The following is a 717-nucleotide window of genomic DNA, read 5'->3' as shown; positions in this document are numbered from 1 at the left end:
TTAGTCCGAAAATAATTTATAAAGCACCCTTCGCGGTGCTTTTTCTTTTGGAAAAAAACTGAAATAACCTCTTGATTAATGGTACCAAGTATGGTACTATAATATCAGGAGGTGAAACATGGCTAGGAAGGAAAAATTAGTTGAGAAAATGAAAAACCGCCCTAGCGGTATCCAGTATAGTGAAATCGCCAAAGTCTTGAGGCACCACGGATACGACTTAGTAAGAACCAACGGTTCACACAAGCAGTTCCGAAACAAGGCCGGCGACGTAATCACTATCAAAAAGGAACAACCACTGAAGGCGGTGTACGTCAAAGACGTACTGGACAGGATTGGGGAGTAGCAGCTCCCCTTTTCTCCCAAAATCATTTTATCCTAGCCTGAATTCAATGGCAAATAAGGATTTAGCTTATTACATGTCGTTGCCGTATACAGTGCAGATTCGCTTTATCAAAGATGAGAGTGGCGAATATTATTTTGCTACGGTGGCTGAATTGGACGGCTGCCAAAGTAACGGAGATACGCCAGAGGAAGCTTTGGCGTGCATCCGTGAAGCAATGGAAGATTACTTGTTGGTAAAGCTTGAGTATGGGGATGACATCCCAGAGCCGGCCAGCGCTGACGCGTATAGTGGCAAGTTTAATGTTCGCATACCGAAGACTCTTCATCGCCAACTCGCGGAGCAGTCGGAGCGCGAAGGCGTATCGTTAAATCAAT

General features: G+C 44.8%; 2 protein-coding genes. Both read left to right on the top strand.

Annotated elements, in window-relative coordinates:
- The first annotated feature begins 118 nt into the window (after window positions 1-118).
- Complete coding sequence (locus PPOP_RS13560) at window positions 119-343, top strand: type II toxin-antitoxin system HicA family toxin (protein WP_006287083.1); 225 nt, start codon at window positions 119-121, stop codon at window positions 341-343.
- A gap of 46 nt (window positions 344-389) precedes the next feature.
- A partial coding sequence (locus tag PPOP_RS13555; protein WP_006287082.1) for a type II toxin-antitoxin system HicB family antitoxin occupies window positions 390-717 on the top strand: 328 nt, incomplete at its 3' end.

This window comes from Paenibacillus popilliae ATCC 14706, assembly GCF_000315235.1.
In the GTDB taxonomy this organism is placed as follows: domain Bacteria; phylum Bacillota; class Bacilli; order Paenibacillales; family Paenibacillaceae; genus Paenibacillus_B; species Paenibacillus_B popilliae.
Note: the sequence above shows the minus strand (reverse complement) of the source record. Positions and strands in the feature narration are given on the sequence as shown.